The 15,472-nt window shown below is 51.3% G+C and carries 22 protein-coding genes and 1 rRNA gene; 17 read left to right on the top strand and 6 right to left on the bottom strand.

Annotation, left to right across the window (positions count from 1 at the left end):
• Positions 1-4 precede the first annotated feature (4 nt).
• The 10 genes from secY to F3I20_RS22690 all read left to right on the top strand — a co-directional run bounded on the left by secY (position 5) and on the right by F3I20_RS22690 (position 5,718).
• Positions 5-1,336 carry a preprotein translocase subunit SecY gene (gene secY, locus F3I20_RS22735; protein ID WP_003850175.1) on the top strand — a complete coding sequence of 444 codons (1,332 nt, stop codon included), beginning with the start codon at positions 5-7 and terminating at the stop codon, positions 1,334-1,336.
• A gap of 32 nt (positions 1,337-1,368) precedes the next feature.
• Positions 1,369-1,485, top strand: a complete 117-nt coding sequence (gene rpmJ / locus F3I20_RS22730) for a 50S ribosomal protein L36 (protein WP_010252805.1) — start codon at positions 1,369-1,371, stop codon at positions 1,483-1,485.
• Between the two features lie 146 nt (positions 1,486-1,631).
• Positions 1,632-1,988 (top strand): 30S ribosomal protein S13, encoded by a 357-nt coding sequence (gene rpsM / locus F3I20_RS22725; protein ID WP_003850176.1) that lies wholly within the window; start codon positions 1,632-1,634, stop codon positions 1,986-1,988.
• A gap of 16 nt (positions 1,989-2,004) precedes the next feature.
• On the top strand, positions 2,005-2,394 hold the full coding sequence (gene rpsK / locus F3I20_RS22720; RefSeq protein ID WP_004160563.1) for a 30S ribosomal protein S11: 390 nt from the start codon (positions 2,005-2,007) through the stop codon (positions 2,392-2,394).
• Between the two features lie 33 nt (positions 2,395-2,427).
• Positions 2,428-3,048 (top strand): 30S ribosomal protein S4, encoded by a 621-nt coding sequence (gene rpsD / locus F3I20_RS22715; protein ID WP_008927131.1) that lies wholly within the window; start codon positions 2,428-2,430, stop codon positions 3,046-3,048.
• 25 nt (positions 3,049-3,073) lie between these two features.
• Positions 3,074-4,063 (top strand): DNA-directed RNA polymerase subunit alpha, encoded by a 990-nt coding sequence (locus F3I20_RS22710; protein ID WP_003850179.1) that lies wholly within the window; start codon positions 3,074-3,076, stop codon positions 4,061-4,063.
• A 40-nt stretch (positions 4,064-4,103) separates the two neighbouring features.
• Complete coding sequence (gene rplQ / locus F3I20_RS22705; RefSeq protein ID WP_003850180.1) at positions 4,104-4,490, top strand: 50S ribosomal protein L17; 387 nt, start codon at positions 4,104-4,106, stop codon at positions 4,488-4,490.
• 95 nt (positions 4,491-4,585) lie between these two features.
• Complete coding sequence (locus F3I20_RS22700; protein ID WP_150015839.1) at positions 4,586-4,957, top strand: DnaJ family domain-containing protein; 372 nt, start codon at positions 4,586-4,588, stop codon at positions 4,955-4,957.
• The gene (zntR, locus tag F3I20_RS22695) at positions 4,958-5,374 is read left to right on the top strand and encodes a Zn(2+)-responsive transcriptional regulator (protein ID WP_150015838.1); all 417 of its coding nucleotides are present in this window, start codon (positions 4,958-4,960) and stop codon (positions 5,372-5,374) included.
• Positions 5,375-5,433: 59 nt separating this feature from the next.
• Positions 5,434-5,718 carry an alternative ribosome-rescue factor A gene (locus F3I20_RS22690; protein WP_150015837.1) on the top strand — a complete coding sequence of 95 codons (285 nt, stop codon included), beginning with the start codon at positions 5,434-5,436 and terminating at the stop codon, positions 5,716-5,718.
• On the opposite strand, the gene mscL is transcribed toward F3I20_RS22690, so the two are convergent.
• The 5 genes from mscL to def form a co-directional block, all read right to left on the bottom strand.
• A complete protein-coding gene (gene mscL, locus F3I20_RS22685) occupies positions 5,668-6,078 on the bottom strand; it encodes a large-conductance mechanosensitive channel protein MscL (RefSeq protein ID WP_150015836.1) in 411 nt (136 codons plus the stop codon). The genes F3I20_RS22690 and mscL overlap by 51 nt on opposite strands.
• Positions 6,079-6,202: 124 nt before the next feature.
• Positions 6,203-7,579, bottom strand: coding sequence for a Trk system potassium transporter TrkA (trkA, locus tag F3I20_RS22680; protein ID WP_150038669.1), 1,377 nt, complete (start codon positions 7,577-7,579; stop codon positions 6,203-6,205).
• An 18-nt stretch (positions 7,580-7,597) separates the two neighbouring features.
• Positions 7,598-8,899: a 16S rRNA (cytosine(967)-C(5))-methyltransferase RsmB gene (gene rsmB, locus F3I20_RS22675; protein WP_150015835.1), complete on the bottom strand. Its 1,302-nt coding sequence runs from the start codon at positions 8,897-8,899 to the stop codon at positions 7,598-7,600.
• Between the two features lie 49 nt (positions 8,900-8,948).
• Positions 8,949-9,893, bottom strand: a complete 945-nt coding sequence (gene fmt, locus F3I20_RS22670; protein ID WP_150015834.1) for a methionyl-tRNA formyltransferase — start codon at positions 9,891-9,893, stop codon at positions 8,949-8,951.
• Between the two features lie 20 nt (positions 9,894-9,913).
• A complete protein-coding gene (def, locus tag F3I20_RS22665; RefSeq protein WP_150015833.1) occupies positions 9,914-10,426 on the bottom strand; it encodes a peptide deformylase in 513 nt (170 codons plus the stop codon).
• 115 nt (positions 10,427-10,541) lie between these two features.
• On the opposite strand from def, the gene dprA reads away from it, so the two are divergent.
• Genes dprA through F3I20_RS22635 form a run of 6 tightly spaced genes read left to right on the top strand, consistent with a single transcriptional unit; the run spans position 10,542 to position 14,336 of the window.
• The gene (dprA, locus tag F3I20_RS22660) at positions 10,542-11,666 is read left to right on the top strand and encodes a DNA-protecting protein DprA (RefSeq protein WP_150015832.1); all 1,125 of its coding nucleotides are present in this window, start codon (positions 10,542-10,544) and stop codon (positions 11,664-11,666) included.
• Entirely contained in the window at positions 11,638-12,111 is a 474-nt protein-coding gene (gene smg / locus F3I20_RS22655) for a DUF494 family protein Smg (RefSeq protein ID WP_013359228.1), read from the top strand. Before dprA ends, smg begins: the two co-directional genes overlap by 29 nt.
• Positions 12,112-12,135: 24 nt before the next feature.
• Positions 12,136-12,684, top strand: coding sequence for a DNA topoisomerase family protein (locus F3I20_RS22650; RefSeq protein WP_150015831.1), 549 nt, complete (start codon positions 12,136-12,138; stop codon positions 12,682-12,684).
• A gap of 3 nt (positions 12,685-12,687) precedes the next feature.
• Complete coding sequence (gene tsaC / locus F3I20_RS22645) at positions 12,688-13,260, top strand: L-threonylcarbamoyladenylate synthase type 1 TsaC (protein WP_150015830.1); 573 nt, start codon at positions 12,688-12,690, stop codon at positions 13,258-13,260.
• 3 nt (positions 13,261-13,263) lie between these two features.
• Positions 13,264-14,082, top strand: coding sequence for a shikimate dehydrogenase (gene aroE, locus F3I20_RS22640; RefSeq protein WP_150015829.1), 819 nt, complete (start codon positions 13,264-13,266; stop codon positions 14,080-14,082).
• Positions 14,079-14,336: a DUF1488 family protein gene (locus F3I20_RS22635; RefSeq protein WP_150015828.1), complete on the top strand. Its 258-nt coding sequence runs from the start codon at positions 14,079-14,081 to the stop codon at positions 14,334-14,336. Before aroE ends, F3I20_RS22635 begins: the two co-directional genes overlap by 4 nt.
• Here the strand turns inward: F3I20_RS22635 and F3I20_RS22630 are convergent.
• Positions 14,303-14,857, bottom strand: a complete 555-nt coding sequence (locus F3I20_RS22630) for a gamma carbonic anhydrase family protein (protein ID WP_150015827.1) — start codon at positions 14,855-14,857, stop codon at positions 14,303-14,305. The two genes, F3I20_RS22635 and F3I20_RS22630, sit on opposite strands and share 34 nt — an antisense overlap.
• Positions 14,858-15,347: 490 nt before the next feature.
• On the opposite strand from F3I20_RS22630, the gene F3I20_RS22625 reads away from it, so the two are divergent.
• Positions 15,348-15,472 (top strand): 16S ribosomal RNA (locus F3I20_RS22625); the annotation flags it as partial.

Below are 15,472 nucleotides of genomic sequence, written 5' to 3'. Positions count from 1 at the left end.
GCAGATGGCTAAACAACCGGGATTAGATTTTCAAAGTGCCAAAGGCGGCTTTGGTGAGCTGAAACGCAGACTGCTGTTTGTAATCGGCGCACTCATTGTCTTCCGCATTGGCTCTTTTATTCCAATCCCTGGTATTGATGCCACTGTACTTGCCAAACTGCTTGAGCAACAGCGTGGCACCATCATAGAAATGTTTAACATGTTCTCTGGTGGTGCTCTTAGCCGTGCTTCTATTTTCGCACTGGGTATCATGCCGTATATTTCGGCATCGATTATCATCCAGTTATTAACGGTGGTTCATCCAGCGTTAGCGGAAATTAAGAAAGAAGGGGAGGCTGGCCGTCGCAAGATTAGTCAGTACACCCGATACGGTACGTTGGTATTGGCCATATTTCAGTCTATCGGTATTGCTACCGGTCTGCCGAATATGCCAGGGATGCAAGGCCTGGTCATGAATCCAGGCTTTGCTTTCTACTTTACCGCTGTTGTGAGTCTGGTCTCAGGAACGATGTTCCTGATGTGGCTGGGCGAACAGATTACTGAACGTGGTATCGGTAACGGTATTTCGATCATTATCTTCGCAGGTATCGTTGCGGGTCTTCCGCCGGCCATTGGCCATACCATCGAGCAAGCGCGGCAAGGCGACCTGCACTTCCTTCTGTTGCTGTTGGTTGCAGTACTCGTATTCGCAGTGACCTTCTTTGTTATCTTCGTTGAACGTGGTCAGCGCCGCATCGTGGTGAACTACGCAAAACGTCAGCAGGGTCGTCGCGTTTACGCTGCACAGAGCACACATTTACCGTTGAAAGTGAATATGGCGGGTGTTATTCCAGCCATCTTTGCTTCCAGCATTATTCTGTTCCCGGCAACGATTGCATCGTGGTTTGGGGGCGGTACCGGTTGGAACTGGCTGACAACAATTTCGCTGTATTTGCAGCCAGGACAGCCGCTTTATGTGCTACTCTATGCGACTGCAATCATCTTCTTCTGTTTCTTCTATACGGCGTTGGTTTTCAACCCACGTGAAACAGCAGATAACCTGAAGAAGTCTGGTGCATTCGTACCGGGAATTCGTCCGGGAGAGCAAACGGCGAAGTATATTGATAAAGTGATGACGCGACTGACCTTAATCGGCGCGCTGTATATTACTTTTATCTGCCTTATCCCGGAGTTCATGCGTGATGCGATGAAGGTTCCCTTCTACTTTGGCGGTACTTCACTGCTCATCGTAGTTGTCGTCATCATGGACTTTATGGCTCAAGTGCAAACTCTGATGATGTCCAGTCAGTATGAGTCGGCACTGAAGAAAGCTAACCTGAAAGGCTACGGCCGTTAATTCAGTTGGTTGAGAAGTTACGGAGAGTAAAAATGAAAGTTCGTGCTTCCGTCAAGAGATTATGTCGTAACTGCAAAATCATTCGTCGCGACGGTGTCGTACGTGTGATCTGTAGCGCCGAGCCAAAGCATAAACAGCGCCAAGGCTGATTTTGTCACATATTTTTCTTGCAAAGTCGGGTTGAGCTGGCTAGATTAGCCAGCCAATCTTTTGTATGTCAGTACGTTTCCATTTGAGTATCCTGAAAACGGGCTTTTCAGCATGGGACGTGCTTGTTTAATTATAGGAGTGCATAGTGGCCCGTATAGCAGGCATTAACATTCCTGATCAGAAACATACCGTTATCGCATTAACTTCGATCTTCGGTATCGGTAAAACCCGTTCAAAAGCCATCTGCGCTTCAACGGGTATTGCTGAAAATGTTAAGATCAGTGAGCTGTCTGAAGAACAAATTGATCAGCTGCGTGATGCAGTTGCGAAATTCGTTGTAGAAGGTGATCTGCGCCGTGAAATCACCCTGAGCATCAAGCGTCTTATGGACCTTGGTTGCTACCGTGGTTTGCGCCATCGTCGTGGTCTTCCGGTTCGCGGTCAGCGTACTAAGACCAACGCACGTACCCGTAAGGGTCCGCGTAAACCGATCAAGAAATAATCGGGGTGAGTAAATAATGGCAAAGGCACCAGTTCGTGCACGCAAGCGTGTAAGAAAACAAGTCTCAGATGGCGTGGCTCATGTCCATGCTTCTTTTAACAACACCATCGTTACCATTACTGATCGCCAGGGTAACGCACTGGGTTGGGCAACCGCCGGTGGTTCCGGTTTCCGCGGTTCACGTAAATCCACTCCGTTTGCTGCTCAGGTCGCTGCAGAGCGCTGTGCAGAAGCGGTAAAAGATTACGGAATTAAGAACCTGGAAGTTATGGTAAAGGGTCCGGGTCCAGGTCGCGAATCTACGATTCGTGCTTTGAACGCCGCTGGTTTCCGCATCACTAATATTACTGATGTGACTCCGATCCCTCATAACGGTTGTCGTCCGCCGAAAAAACGTCGCGTATAACGCCCGTTTTTTTAGGATAGTTGGAGAAAGAAAATGGCAAGATATTTGGGTCCTAAGCTCAAGCTGAGCCGTCGTGAGGGCACTGACTTATTCCTTAAGTCTGGCGTTCGCGCGATTGATTCCAAGTGTAAGATTGAACAAGCCCCTGGTCAGCATGGTGCGCGTAAACCGCGTCTGTCTGATTACGGCGGTCAGTTACGTGAAAAGCAGAAAGTTCGTCGTATCTACGGCGTGCTGGAGCGTCAGTTCCGTAACTACTATAAAGAAGCAGCTCGTCTGAAAGGCAACACCGGTGAAAACCTGTTGGCTCTGCTGGAAGGTCGTCTGGACAACGTAGTTTATCGTATGGGCTTTGGTGCCACTCGTGCAGAAGCACGTCAGCTGGTAAGCCACAAGTCTGTTCTGGTAAATGGCCGCGTTGTTAACATCGCTTCTTATCAGGTATCTCCGAATGATGTCGTTAGCATCCGTGAGAAAGCCAAAAAGCAATCTCGCGTGAAGGCCGCTCTGGAGCTGGCTGAGCAGCGTGAAAAGCCAACCTGGCTGGAAGTTGATGCGACTAAGATGGAAGGTGTGTTCAAGCGTATTCCTGAACGTACCGATCTGTCTGCGGACATTAACGAACACCTGATCGTCGAGCTTTACTCCAAGTAAAGCTTAGTACCAAAGAGAGGACACAATGCAGGGTTCTGTGACAGAGTTTCTAAAACCGCGCCTGGTAGATATCGAGCAAGTGAGTTCGACGCACGCCAAGGTGACCCTTGAGCCTTTAGAGCGTGGCTTTGGCCATACTCTTGGTAACGCACTGCGCCGTATTCTGCTTTCATCCATGCCGGGTTGCGCGGTGACCGAGGTTGAAATTGATGGTGTACTTCATGAGTACAGCACCAAAGAGGGCGTACAGGAAGATATCCTGGAAATCCTGCTCAACCTGAAAGGGCTGGCGGTAAGAGTTCAGGGTAAAGATGAAGTTATTCTGACCCTGAATAAATCTGGCATTGGCCCTGTGACTGCAGCCGACATTACCCATGATGGTGATGTCGAAATCGTCAAGCCTCAGCATGTCATTTGCCATCTGACCGATGAGAACGCTGCTATCAGCATGCGTATCAAGGTTCAGCGTGGACGTGGCTATGTGCCGGCTTCTGCCCGAATTCATTCGGAAGAAGATGAGCGCCCAATCGGTCGCCTGTTAGTTGACGCTTGCTATAGCCCTGTAGACCGTATCGCCTACAATGTTGAAGCAGCGCGTGTAGAGCAGCGCACCGACCTGGACAAGCTGGTCATCGAAATGGAAACCAACGGTACAATCGATCCTGAAGAGGCGATTCGTCGTGCGGCAACCATTCTGGCAGAACAACTTGAAGCTTTCGTTGACTTACGTGATGTACGTCAGCCGGAAGTTAAAGAAGAGAAACCAGAATTCGATCCGATCCTGCTGCGCCCTGTTGACGATCTGGAATTGACTGTCCGCTCTGCTAACTGCCTTAAGGCAGAAGCTATCCACTACATCGGTGATCTGGTACAGCGTACCGAGGTTGAGCTGCTTAAAACGCCTAACCTTGGTAAAAAATCTCTTACTGAGATTAAAGATGTGCTGGCTTCGCGTGGTCTTTCTCTGGGCATGCGTCTCGAGAACTGGCCGCCAGCAAGCATTGCTGATGAATAATCAGATCACAGGTTAAGGTTTCACTGAGAAGGATAAGGTCATGCGCCATCGTAAGAGTGGTCGTCAACTGAACCGCAACAGCAGCCATCGTCAGGCTATGTTCCGCAACATGGCCGGTTCTCTGGTTCGTCATGAGATCATCAAAACGACTCTGCCGAAAGCCAAAGAACTGCGTCGCGTAGTTGAGCCGCTGATTACTCTTGCCAAGACCGACAGCGTAGCTAATCGTCGTCTGGCATTCGCCCGTACTCGTGATAACGAGATCGTGGCAAAACTGTTTAATGAGCTGGGCCCGCGTTTCGCGAGCCGTGCCGGTGGTTACACTCGTATTCTGAAGTGTGGCTTCCGTGCTGGTGACAACGCTCCGATGGCTTACATCGAGCTGGTTGATCGTCCAGAAGCTCAAGCAGAAGCAGCCGCAGAGTAATCTGTAGCAACGTAAAAAACCCGCTTCGGCGGGTTTTTTATTGCCTGAAATTTACTACCTTAGAAAGATGTCTTTCGTTCTCAAAGGAGCCAATTATGTGGCTGGTTGATGAACTTGCTGAACAGCACATTAAGGCAGCGCTGGAAAAGGGTGAGCTGAGCAATCTTCCGGGCTCAGGCAAGCCGTTACAGCTGGATGATGACAGTCATGTTCCTCCTGAATTAAGAGCGGGCTACCGGCTACTTAAAAATTCGGGCTTTCTGCCGCCGGAGCTGGCGTTAAGACGGGAGGCCATGGAAGTGAACGATCTTATTCGCCAGCTTGATCCTGCAGATCATCGCTATCAGGATCATTGTCATCGACTTCAGTTGCTGGAGCTGCGATTACGTCAGGCGGGTATGAGCACTGATTTTTTGCATAGTGATTATTCGACAGCCCTTCAGAATCACTTCAGCGAGGAGGAGTAGATGTTTCGCATCGGACAGTTAGCTAAACTTGCTGAGGTCACGCCAGACACCATCCGTTTTTATGAAAAACAGCAGATGATGGATCATGACGGTCGTACTGAAGGGGGATTTCGCCTTTACACCGATGCCGATCTTCAGCGTCTGAAATTCATCCGCTACGGTCGTAAACTGGGGTTTAGCCTTGAAGCCATCAGAGAACTACTTTCTATCCGGGTGGATCCTGCGCATCATACCTGTCAGGAATCGAAAGCGATCGTTGAAAAACGGCTAAGTGAAGTGGCTCAGATGATCGCGGAATTGGAAACGATGCAACGTTCTTTGCGTCACCTCTCGGACGCATGTTGTGGTGACAGTCACAGTAGCATTTCGTGCTCAATTCTTGAGGCGCTGGAGCGGGGAGAGACGTTGAGTAAATAAGCATCTTGTTATTTTGCAGCAAAGGAATAGAGTATCTGACCATCTCAACAGGAGGCGTTATGAGTAAATATCAGCACACTAAAGGGCAAATTCGCGATAACGCGATTCAGGCTTTGCTGCACGACCCGTTATTTCGACAACGTATTGAGCAGAAGCAAAAGGGTAAGGGCAGTTTTAAGCGGAAAGAGAAACATGGTAAGGGATCTGGATGGGAGGGCAGTGATAAGAAAGCGTCTTATCACTGCACTTCTGCTTTTTCAGTAAAGAAAACCGCCTTTAAGGCGGCTTGTTCACTATACCCGGTTGTTCTGCTGTTTCAGCAGATCGCGGATTTCGGTCAGTAAGACTTCTTCGTTTGACGGTTTAGCAACCGGCTTCTCCACTTCCTTTTTCTTGTACAGACGATTCATCAATTTAATCGCCATAAAGATCGCGAAAGCGATAATGACGAAATCAAAGATGGTCTGAAGGAAGATACCGTACTGCATAACAACAGCTGGCGCATCGCCTGTTGCAGGCTTAAGAACCCAGGCGAATGATTTGAAATCGACTCCGCCGATCAGCAGGCCTAATGGTGGCATGATGATATTAGCGACTAATGATGAAACGATTTTGCCGAATGCCGCACCGATGATGACACCCACGGCTAAATCCATTACATTGCCGCGCATTGCGAAATCACGAAACTCTTTGATTAAACTCATACTTATCTCCTTGCCCAAGCCAACGCCATAAAGTCTAACAAACCTCACTGTTTTTTCCATCAACACAGCCAATTAAGCAGCGGTTTTGCATGCTGTATGCGGAGTTAGCCTGTAAAAGCGGTATTTACAGGAAAAACGGACTCGGCTGAAAGAGACGTTCCACATCTGACACGAATTTCTTATCGGTCAGGAACATGATGACATGATCGCCTTGTTCAATACGCAGGTTATCGTTGGCAATCATCACATCATCACCACGAACGACTGCGCCAATAATGGTTCCTGGTGGCAGTTTGATGTCATCAATCGAACGACCTACAACGCGTGAAGTCGACTCGTCACCATGCGCTATCGCCTCGATCGCCTCTGCAATACCGCGTCGTAGTGATGAAACGCCCACGATATCCGCTTTGCGCACATGACCCAGCAGAGCCGAGATTGTGGCTTGCTGAGGGGAAATAGCGATATCAATGACGCTGCCCTGGACCAGATCGACGTAAGCGCGGCGCTGGATCAGCACCATTACCTTCTTCGCACCCATCTTTTTCGCCAGCATGGCAGACATGATGTTGGCTTCATCATCGTTGGTAACGGCGATAAACAGATCGACCTGCTCAACGTGTTCTTCAGCGAGCAGCTCCTGATCGGACGCATCGCCATAAAAAACTACCGTGTCATGCAGATGTTCTGCGAGTTCCGCTGCGCGCTGGGGATTACGTTCAATCAGCTTAACGCTGTAGTGCTTCTCAAGCCGCTGCGCCAGACCGAAACCGATGTTGCCGCCACCGACCAGCATAATCCGTTTATAAGGTTTCTCCAGCCGCTGCATTTCACTCATCACCGCACGAATGTTCTGGCTTGCTGCGATGAAAAAGACTTCATCGCCCGCTTCTACGATGGTTGAGCCCTGCGGACGAATAGGGCGGTCCTGACGGAATATCGCAGCTACACGCGTATCAATATGTGGCATATGCTCACGCATGATCGAGAGCGGATTTCCCACCAGCGGCCCGCCATAATAGGCTTTTACCACTGCCAGACTGACTTTTCCCTCAGCAAAGTTAACTACCTGCAATGCGCCAGGATACTGAATCAGCCGGTAGATATTATCGATTACCAGCTGCTCAGGTGAGATCAGATGATCGATAGGCACCGCTTCAGGTATAAACAATTTGTCTGCATCACGCAGATAGTCTGCCGCGCGGATACGGGCGATGCGATTCGGCGTATTGAAAAGCGAATAAGCAATCTGGCAGGCAATCATGTTGGTTTCATCCGAGTTGGTTACGGCTACCAGCATGTCGGCATCTTCCGCACCCGCCTCATGCAAAATTCGAGGATGTGAACCATGACCCTGAACAACGCGCAAATCGAACTTGTCCTGCAGATGACGCAGGCGCGAAGAGTCAGTATCGACCACCGTAATGTCGTTGTTTTCACCTACCAGATTTTCTGCCAGGGTTCCGCCAACCTGTCCTGCACCCAGAATGATTATTTTCATCGCTTATCAATACTCATCTCAATTTGTGCCCGATTTCTTTATCAGCTTAGCGTAGAAGAAACCATCACCGCCTTCTGCTTGCGGGAAGACCTGCAACCCGTTCGCGGGCGCATCCCGCAGCGGTTCCGCCCGGGCATCGTGCTGGCGTTGCAGGAACGCCTCTATCTGCTGATGATTCTCTTCTGGCAGGATAGAGCAGGTGGCATAAATCAGCGTACCGCCGGGTTTCAGGTGCGGCCAGATGGCATCAAGAATTTCACTCTGAAGTTTTGCCAGCTCAGCGATATCGCGATCGCGGCGCAGCCACTTAATATCAGGATGGCGTCGGATCACACCGGTCGCAGAGCAGGGCGCATCCAGAAGAATACGATCAAACTGACGTTCACCACACCACTGTTGCGGCGTCCGTCCATCACCCTGTTTCACTTGCGCTTTTAAACCCAGCCGCTGCAGATTCTCATCAACACGTTTAAGGCGCTGCGCATCCACATCAACGGCAAGCACCTGGGCTTCCGGCGCGATTTCAAGGATGTGGGTCGTTTTACCGCCAGGAGCCGCACATAAATCCAGAATCTGTTCGCCATTTTGCGGTTCAAGCAGTAAAGCACAGCGCTGAGCGGATAAATCCTGCACCGTCACCCAACCCTGGTCGAAGCCGGGTAACTGACTGACCGGGGCAGGCGCGTCAAGCCGCAGCGCATCCGGCACATCGTCAGCAGGCTGGGCATTCCTGCCACTTTCGACCAGCAAGGCCAGCCACGCATCACGCTCCTGATGCTGACGGTTAACCCGCAGCCACATCGGCGGACGCAGATTATTGGCTTCGACGATATGCTCCCACTGTTCCGGCCAGGCGTGCTGCAATCGCTTAAGCAGCCAGCCCGGATGCAGATAACGCTGCGGGCCATCCTGAATGCTGGCGAGCAGCTCTTCCCGCTGGCGCTGAAACTGGCGTAATACCCCATTTAATAAGCCTTTCAGGCTGGCACGCTTCAGGACTTCGGCGCCCGCGACGGTTTCTGCCAGTACGGCATGGGCAGGCACTCGGGTATATTCCAACTGATAAAGCCCGACCATAATCAGATAGTGCAGAACCCGCTGTTTGCCGGTCAGTGGACGCTCCATCAGTTTGCCAATCAGCGCTTCCAGCTGCGGCAATGTGCGCAATACGCCAAAACAAATTTCCTGCACTAACGCGCTATCTTTGTCAGAGAGTTTTTTCTGGGCGGCGGGGAGTGCCGTATTCAGGGATTCGCCCTTGTCGACCACACGCTTAATAAGTAGAGCGGAGAGGCTTCGCAGGTTGATTAATTTAGTCATAGGGTTTTGTCATCAAACAAAAGGCCCGGTGAGTGACCGGGCCTGGAAGTCAGTCCAGAAGGGTTCCAGGTTCAAACCATTCCCGGCGCGAGTTGAGAAGATCCTGAGCCGACATCGGTTTTTTACCGGCGGGCTGTAACTGCAGCAGATTCAGTACACCCTGAGCCGTCGCCACCTGTATGCCATGCTTATCCGCACTGATAATTTCACCCGGTGAACGATCGCGGTGAGGCAGAACGCTTGCCTGCCAGACTTTTACCGGTTGACCGTCAATGGTGAAAAAGCTCATCGGCCACGGGTTAAACGCGCGAATACAGCGTTCGAGCTGTTCTGCAGAGAGTGTCCAGTCAAGACGCGCCTCCTCTTTACTGAGCTTCTCAGCATAGTTGGCCAGGGTCTCATCCTGTTTTTCAGGTGAAGCCTGCTGTGTACTCAGTAAGGTCAGCGTATCCAGCAGCCCCTGAGGTCCAAGTTGTGCCAGCTTGTCATAGAGGGTTGCACTGGTATCTTCAGCGGTAATCGGACAAGCGAGCTTATGCAGCATATCGCCTGTATCCAGACCGACGTCCATCTGCATGATGGTCACGCCGGTTTCACTGTCGCCAGCCCAGAGCGCACGTTGAATGGGTGCGGCTCCACGCCAGCGTGGCAGCAGCGAACCATGAACGTTGATACAGCCGAGACGCGGCATATCCAGCACGGCCTTTGGCAGAATCAATCCATAGGCCACAACAACCATCACATCGGCCTTGAGGTCAGCAACCAGCTGCTGATTTTCTTCCGGTCGCAGTGATTCAGGCTGATAAACCGGAATGTCATTCGCCAGCGCCAGCGTTTTAACCGGACCTGGGGTGAGTTTGTTACCGCGACCCGCAGGACGGTCGGGTTGAGTGAATACGCCAATAACCTGATGTTCAGAAGCAAGCAGCGCGTCAAGATGACGCGCTGCAAAGTCAGGTGTGCCGGCAAAGATGATTTTTAGCGGGGCAGACACGTTTATCCCTTCTTAAGATCTCAGGAAGCCTGCGCGTTCTGACGCGCCAGTTTCTCTAACTTCGTTTTGATTCGCTGACGCTTCAGAGGCGACAGATAATCAATAAACAGTTTGCCTTCCAGATGATCGATCTCATGCTGGATGCAAATGGCCAATAGCTCGCTGGCTTCCAGCTCGAAACTTGTACCGTCGCGATCAAGTGCGCGGACTTTTACCCGCTCAGCACGTGGAACAAACGCGCGCTGTTCCGGAATAGAGAGGCAACCCTCTTCAATACCGGTTTCGCCACTTTTTTCCAGCAGCTCAGGGTTAATCAGGACTAAACGCTCTTCACGACTTTCAGAGACATCAATCACGATAATACGCTGATGAATATCGACCTGCGTCGCCGCAAGACCGATACCTTCTTCGGCATACATCGTCTCGAACATATCATCAACGATACGCTGAATGTCTGCGTTAACTTCTTTAACGGGCGCGGCGACTTTGCGAAGACGCTCGTCAGGGAAATGTAATACCTGCAAAACTGACATAAATATCCAGATCTGTATTCGGTTAAGAAAAGATTACTGCCTCATATTGTAGACTTTTCGAGGCCTGATTGACAGCATTTTACGGCAGGAAGCAAAGGCAATCAGGGAGCTGGGGATGGACAAAATAGGGCAGTATGTGCGGCTGGCTGCCGTCACCGGAATGACAGGGAAACGCTGGGTTGACGTGGCGCAGCAGACAGGTGCCGGACCAGCAGACGATGAGCAGCTTATCCGGCTTGGGTTAGACGCCAGCCAGCGGCAGCAATACTATGAATTTAATGAAAAAAATATTGAGCATGTCTGTTCCTGGCTGGCGCAGAGCCCCGCTCATCATCTGATTACCGCTCTGGATGCAGCTTATCCAGCCCGCCTTAAAGAAACCAATCGTTTTCCGCCCCTGCTCTATATTGATGGCGATCCTGCCGTTCTCAGTACACCTCAGTTAGCAATTGTGGGAAGCCGGAACAGCTCTCACTATGGCCGTTACTGGTGCGACTGGTTTACCCAGCATTTAAGCGTGGGCGGATTGACCATCACCAGCGGACTGGCGCGGGGCATTGATGGCGTTGCGCATCAGGCCGCACTCAACGTGGGCGGTAAAACGGTGGCGGTGTTAGGAAGCGGATTGCAGCGTCTTTATCCCAAAAAACATACAGGCCTTGCCGCAGAGATCGTCGAGCAGGGCGGTGCTATCGTTTCTGAGTTTCCACTGACGACCATACCGCATCCCCTTAATTTTCCACGCAGAAATCGTATCATTAGCGGCCTGAGCCACGGAGTGCTGGTGATAGAAGCCTCGCTGAAAAGTGGTTCACTGGTGACGGCCCGTTATGCGCTGGAGCAAAATCGGAATGTCTATGCCTTACCTGGCGCGCTCGGCAACCCGTTAAGCGAAGGCGTAAACTGGCTGATTCAGCAGGGCGCGCTGCTGGTGGCTCATCCTAATAACATCGTAGAAGATCTGGCAAATGCACTTAACTGGCTACCCGTGGCTACGGCGGATGAAATTTATTCTGAGATGAGGGACGATGCTCCATTGCCATTTGCTGATGTGTTGGCTAACGTAGGAGATGATGTTACACCTGTTGACGTTGTCGCTGAACGTGCCGGCCAATCTGTGCCAGTTATCTCAGCTCAGTTGCTGGAACTGGAGTTAGCAGGATGGATCGCAGCTGTACCCGGCGGCTATGTCCGATTGAGGAGGGCATGCCATGTTCGACGTACTGATGTACTTGTTTGAGACATATATCCACAACGAAGCAGAAATGGGTGTTGATCAGGACAGATTGACAGACGACCTGACGGATGCCGGGTTCCATCGTGAAGATGTTTACAGTGCGCTGAACTGGTTAGAAAGACTGGCTGACTATCAGGAAGGACTGGTAGAACCAATTTTACTGACAAATGATCCGCTCTCAATGCGTATTTATACCGATGAAGAGAGCAAACGTTTAGATGCTGACAGCCGTGGTTTCCTGCTATTCCTGGAGCAGATTCAGGTGCTGAACCTGGAAACCCGTGAAATGGTCATCGAACGTATCATGGCGCTGGATACCTCTGAGTTTGACCTTGAGGATCTCAAATGGGTAGTGCTGATGGTGTTGTTCAACATCCCGGGATGTGAAAATGCCTATCAGCAGATGGAAGAACTGCTATTCGACGCCAATGAAGGTATGCTGCATTAAATTTCCTTTCATGCATTGATCGCTATGAGTAAAGCTGCACTCTTCACCGTGCGTAAACAGGATCCCTGCCCCGCTTGCGGGGCAGAACTGGTTATCCGCTCCGGTAAACACGGTCCTTTTCTGGGCTGCGCGAACTACCCGGCTTGTGATTACATTCGACCTTTAAAAGGTCAGGCCGATGGCCATGTGGTCAAAGTGCTGGAAGGCCACGCCTGTCCTGAATGCGGTGCGGATAAAGTGTTGCGGCAGGGACGTTTTGGCATGTTCATCGGCTGCAGCCTCTATCCGGAATGCGGATACACAGAAACCATCGATAAACCGGATGAAACCTTGCTGGCCTGTCCACAGTGTCATGAAGGCCGGTTAGTTCAGCGGCGTTCCCGTTATGGCAAAACGTTTCATTCCTGCGATCGTTATCCGGCCTGCCAGTTTGTCGTCAATCTGACACCCGTTGCCGGAATCTGTCCTTATTGTGAGTATCCGCTGTTAGTTGAGAAAAAAACGGCTCAGGGCGTTAAGCGCTTCTGCGCCAGTAAGAGTTGTGGCAAAGCCATCGCTGAAGAGAATTCATAGACCATGGAAAATCAACACCTCGCCGATTCACTTGAGACCTGTTTAGAGCATCTGAATCGTCAGGCGGTCATCGCCTATCCTACGGAAGCCGTATTTGGTCTGGGCTGTGACCCAGACAGTGAATCTGCCGTTATGGCGTTGCTGACGCTGAAACAGCGCCCGGTAGAGAAGGGGCTCATCCTGATTGCGGCTGATTACAGTCAGCTTGAGCCTTACATCTCGGCGCGCGAACTTTCTGTGCTCCAGCGGGAGCGAATGTTTGCCTGCTGGCCCGGACCGGTGACTTTTGTCGTACCCGTGCCGCCACAGACGCCTCGCTGGCTTACCGGACAGTTTGATTCACTGGCCATTCGCGTCAGTGACCATCCTGATGTTCAGGCCCTTTGCCGCGCGTTTGGCAAACCGCTGGTCTCGACCAGCGCAAACCTGTCAGGCCATTCTCCCTGCCGTACGGCTGAAGAAGTGAAGCAGCAGTTTGGTGAGCAGTTCCCGGTTTTGTGGGGTAAAACGGGTGGACGACTCAATCCTTCTGAAATCCGCGATGTCATCAGCGGCGAACTTATACGTCAGGGTTAATTCATGGATCACTTCGCCGTTTTTGGTAATCCGATCAGCCACAGTAAATCGCCGCTGATCCATCAGGCTTTCGCTGAGCAGACGGGCATTGAACATCGCTATGGTCGTATCTGTGCCCCGGTTGATGGTTTCCCTCAATCGCTTTCTGCTTTTTTCGAGCAGGGAGGTCGTGGTGCCAACGTGACGTTACCTTTCAAACAGCAGGCATGGGAATTTGCCGATCAGCTCAGCGAACGTGCAGCTCTGTCCGGTGCGGTAAACACCGTTAAAAAGCTCAGTAATGGGCAGATCCTGGGGGACAACACGGATGGTATCGGCTTGTTAAGCGATCTTGAACGGCTAAATATGATCAACGCTGGCGACAATGTCTTGCTGGTGGGAGCGGGCGGGGCCGCTCGCGGTGTCATTCTGCCGCTGCTTTCAGCAGGCGTGACGCTTACCGTTGTCAATCGTACCGCCGCGCGTGCTGAAGAGCTGGCGAACCTGTTTAGCGCGAGCGGGACTATCCGGGCATCTGGTTTTGAGCAGCTGGCGGATCAGCGCTTTGATCTGATCATCAACGCCACTTCAAGTGGTGTGAATGGAGAAACGCCTCCTTTACCTGCAGAGGTCATCCATTCTGAAGTGCGCTGCTACGACATGTTTTACCAAAGCGGGCTGACGCCTTTTTTACGCTGGTGTCAGGCGCAAGGGAGTGATCATCTGGCTGATGGACTGGGGATGCTGGTGGGTCAGGCTGCGCATGCTTTCTACATATGGCACGGTGTGATGCCGGAAATCACGCCCGTGATTGCTCAGCTTAAGCAGGCCATGCAGCCATGAATCAGGCGATACAGTTCCCGGATGAGGAATCCTATGACGCTGAACTGAACGCGGTCTGTTTTCCAGTAATGGTCAACGGCATGCGGCTGAACTGTGCAATCAGCCGTGAGTCTCTGGTTTCACGCTTTGGTGAAGGGGAGGCGATGGCGCTGTTTCAGCACCATCGCTGGGATCTGGAAGATGAGGCCGAAGCGGCCATTCGTCAGGATGATGTAGATAATCAGGGCTGGATCTGGTTATTTCCCGCCAGGTAATCATCTTTCCAGCCAACATAGTTATTAGCGGAATAGCGCAGACCTTCCTTCTCACTGTCATTCAGCGGCCTGACCTGCTTTACCGGGCTACCTAGGTAGAGATAGCCACTCTCCAGCCTTTTACCCGGCGGCACCAGACTTCCGGCACCAATCATTACCTCTTCTTCTACTATTACGCCATCCAGCAGAATCGATCCCATTCCGACCAGCACGCGATCGCCAATGGTACAGCCGTGTAGTATCGCTTTATGCCCGACGGTGACGTCCTCACCAATAATAAGAGGGAAGCCCTGGGGGTTGGCGGCTGATTTATGCGTGACGTGCAGAACACTGCCGTCCTGCACATTAGTACGGGCACCAATGCGGACCTGATTCACATCACCTCTGATCGCAACCAGCGGCCAGATGCTCACATCATCCTCCATAATCACATCACCGACGACAACACTGCTTGGATCGACCATAACGCGCTGGCCAGTTTGCGGGAAAAGATCTTTATAGGGACGTAGGGCGGAAGTCATCTTGTTCTCCTTTGTTCTGTTTTCGCTGCAGCCTGATGCCATTTTAGCCAGCTGACAAGCCAATTCTGACGCGGATCGCTGGCGATCTCACCAATCTGGATCATTTATAACCGTTCAGATAAAAGATCCTAAAAAAGGGTTGTGCTCCGAAACGGGATCCCTATAATGCGCCTCCATCGACACGGCACACCGGCAACGGGAAACGGGTTGAAGGTTCAGGAGACTGACCCGCCGGAGAAAAACTTCTGAAAAAGAGGTTGACTCTGCAGGAGGAAAGCGTAATATACGCCACCTCGCGACAGGACGCTAACGCACTGTTCGCACTGCTCTTTAACAATTTATCAGACAATCTGTGTGGGCACTCGCAGGATTGATATCAGCGTCTTTGGACGCAAAAAATATCAAAGCCTCACGAGTGAACACATAATGAAATTCATTATGACGTTTTACAGATGAGCATCGCTGAACTGGTTTCAGCAAATCAAACTTTAAATTGAAGAGTTTGATCATGGCTCAGATTGAACGCTGGCGGCAGGCCTAACACATGCAAGTCGGACGGTAGCACAGAGAGCTTGCTCTCGGGTGACGAGTGGCGGACGGGTGAGTAATGTCTGG

Origin of the sequence: Candidatus Pantoea gossypiicola (assembly GCF_008632075.1) — a bacterium.
Classification (GTDB): Bacteria; Pseudomonadota; Gammaproteobacteria; order Enterobacterales; family Enterobacteriaceae; genus Pantoea; species Pantoea gossypiicola.
Note: the sequence above shows the minus strand (reverse complement) of the source record. Positions and strands in the feature narration are given on the sequence as shown.

What these genes read in the sequence shown, in the direction of transcription:
- zntR (WP_150015838.1), top strand. Translation starts at nt 4,958, where the DNA reads ATGTTTCGCATCGGACAGTTAGCTAAACTTGCTGAGGTCACGCCAGAC.
- tsaC (WP_150015830.1), top strand. Translation starts at nt 12,688, where the DNA reads ATGGAAAATCAACACCTCGCCGATTCACTTGAGACCTGTTTAGAGCAT.
- F3I20_RS22690 (WP_150015837.1), top strand. Translation starts at nt 5,434, where the DNA reads ATGAGTAAATATCAGCACACTAAAGGGCAAATTCGCGATAACGCGATT.
- mscL (WP_150015836.1), bottom strand. Translation starts at nt 6,078, where the DNA reads ATGAGTTTAATCAAAGAGTTTCGTGATTTCGCAATGCGCGGCAATGTA.
- rpsK (WP_004160563.1), top strand. Translation starts at nt 2,005, where the DNA reads ATGGCAAAGGCACCAGTTCGTGCACGCAAGCGTGTAAGAAAACAAGTC.
- rpmJ (WP_010252805.1), top strand. Translation starts at nt 1,369, where the DNA reads ATGAAAGTTCGTGCTTCCGTCAAGAGATTATGTCGTAACTGCAAAATC.
- F3I20_RS22700 (WP_150015839.1), top strand. Translation starts at nt 4,586, where the DNA reads ATGTGGCTGGTTGATGAACTTGCTGAACAGCACATTAAGGCAGCGCTG.
- rpsD (WP_008927131.1), top strand. Translation starts at nt 2,428, where the DNA reads ATGGCAAGATATTTGGGTCCTAAGCTCAAGCTGAGCCGTCGTGAGGGC.
- F3I20_RS22710 (WP_003850179.1), top strand. Translation starts at nt 3,074, where the DNA reads ATGCAGGGTTCTGTGACAGAGTTTCTAAAACCGCGCCTGGTAGATATC.
- smg (WP_013359228.1), top strand. Translation starts at nt 11,638, where the DNA reads ATGTTCGACGTACTGATGTACTTGTTTGAGACATATATCCACAACGAA.
- F3I20_RS22635 (WP_150015828.1), top strand. Translation starts at nt 14,079, where the DNA reads ATGAATCAGGCGATACAGTTCCCGGATGAGGAATCCTATGACGCTGAA.
- F3I20_RS22650 (WP_150015831.1), top strand. Translation starts at nt 12,136, where the DNA reads ATGAGTAAAGCTGCACTCTTCACCGTGCGTAAACAGGATCCCTGCCCC.
- def (WP_150015833.1), bottom strand. Translation starts at nt 10,426, where the DNA reads ATGTCAGTTTTGCAGGTATTACATTTCCCTGACGAGCGTCTTCGCAAA.
- trkA (WP_150038669.1), bottom strand. Translation starts at nt 7,579, where the DNA reads ATGAAAATAATCATTCTGGGTGCAGGACAGGTTGGCGGAACCCTGGCA.
- secY (WP_003850175.1), top strand. Translation starts at nt 5, where the DNA reads ATGGCTAAACAACCGGGATTAGATTTTCAAAGTGCCAAAGGCGGCTTT.
- dprA (WP_150015832.1), top strand. Translation starts at nt 10,542, where the DNA reads ATGGACAAAATAGGGCAGTATGTGCGGCTGGCTGCCGTCACCGGAATG.
- aroE (WP_150015829.1), top strand. Translation starts at nt 13,264, where the DNA reads ATGGATCACTTCGCCGTTTTTGGTAATCCGATCAGCCACAGTAAATCG.
- rplQ (WP_003850180.1), top strand. Translation starts at nt 4,104, where the DNA reads ATGCGCCATCGTAAGAGTGGTCGTCAACTGAACCGCAACAGCAGCCAT.
- rsmB (WP_150015835.1), bottom strand. Translation starts at nt 8,899, where the DNA reads ATGACTAAATTAATCAACCTGCGAAGCCTCTCCGCTCTACTTATTAAG.
- F3I20_RS22630 (WP_150015827.1), bottom strand. Translation starts at nt 14,857, where the DNA reads ATGACTTCCGCCCTACGTCCCTATAAAGATCTTTTCCCGCAAACTGGC.